The following is a 1,197-nucleotide window of genomic DNA, read 5'->3' on the forward strand; positions in this document are numbered from 1 at the left end:
GCGGTGTAGTGGGCCAGCCACCGCGAACCGGTGAGGCCGGAGATGGAGGAGAACACCACGAAGTGGCGCACCGGTGTGGTCAGGGTCAGGCGGTGCAGCAGCGCCGCGGCGTCGAGCTTGGGCGCGAACATCGCCGTGACGTCGTCGTCGGTCATTTCGTCGAGCAGCACTGGGCCGCCGGCGTAGGCAGCCAGGTAGATGCCCTCCAGGGGCGGCAGGTCGGCGCCGAACCGGTCGAACAGCGCGGCCATCGCGGTCTCGTCGGTGGCGTCGGCGGCGACGGTGACCAGCGTGGTCCCGGCCGCGGCAAGGCTTTCGGTCAGTTCGTCGAGCCGCGAACCGGGGTTGCGCGAAACGGCGACGATCGTCTTTGCGCCCATCCTGGCGAGTTCGCGGATCAGGTGTGGGCCGATGTTTCCGGTGGCGCCGATGACCAGCTGGCAGGCGCCGCCGTCCAACGTGACGGCTTGGGTGGGCAGGGCGCGGTGTTGCAATCGCGGGACGTGGCGCAGGCCCTGCCGGTAGACGACCTGGTCCTCGCCGTCGGTGCCGGCGGCTTCGGCCAGCAGCCGGGGCACGGTCAGTTCGGCGGGTACGGCTTCATCGAAGTCGATGATGCCGCCCCAGATTTCGGGGTGTTCGAGTGCGAGGGTGCGTCCCAGGCCCCACAGCGCCCCGTGTGCGGGGTTGGCGCGGTCGCCCTCGGTGGTCGGTTGGCCGTTGCGGGTGACGATGAACAGCTTCGCTGGCGTGGCGGCGGCCGCCATGGCCGCGGTGAGCCGGCGGGTGTGGTGGAACAGCTGATAGGCGACCGCGACCGACGTTCCGGAGGCGGGCGGCGCGTAGAGCACGCGGTCGACACCGTTGAGCGCCCCGTGCAGTGCCTCTTCGTCGGCGAGGGCGCCGGACTCCAGGCCCTCGATGCCGATTTGGGACCCGGCGACGCGGTCCAGTTCGCCGGTCAGCTCGGTGTCGCCCACGACCAGCCATCGACCGCCGCCGGGTGGCGGAGCATCGGGGAGCGGTCGCACGGGCCAGGCAACCCCATAGGACCAGTCATCGATCGGGGTGCCGTTGCCCCTTCGCGCAGAGCGGGTGTCCGTCGCAGCGCGGGGACTGTTGGGCCGCAACGCCGGTGGGGCGGCGGACGCGATGTCGATCCAGTGGCGGGTGTGGTGCCAGGGGGTGGTGCAGCCG

1 protein-coding gene is annotated in these 1,197 nt (G+C 71.5%); it reads right to left on the minus strand.

What is annotated here, in order from left to right; genetic code table 11:
• Window positions 1–1,197: SDR family oxidoreductase (locus tag A9X03_RS08950; protein ID WP_156746512.1), on the minus strand; the 1,197-nt coding region annotated here is incomplete at both ends.

This window comes from Mycobacterium sp. E1715, from assembly GCF_001667625.1.
Taxonomy (GTDB): Bacteria; Actinomycetota; Actinomycetes; order Mycobacteriales; family Mycobacteriaceae; genus Mycobacterium.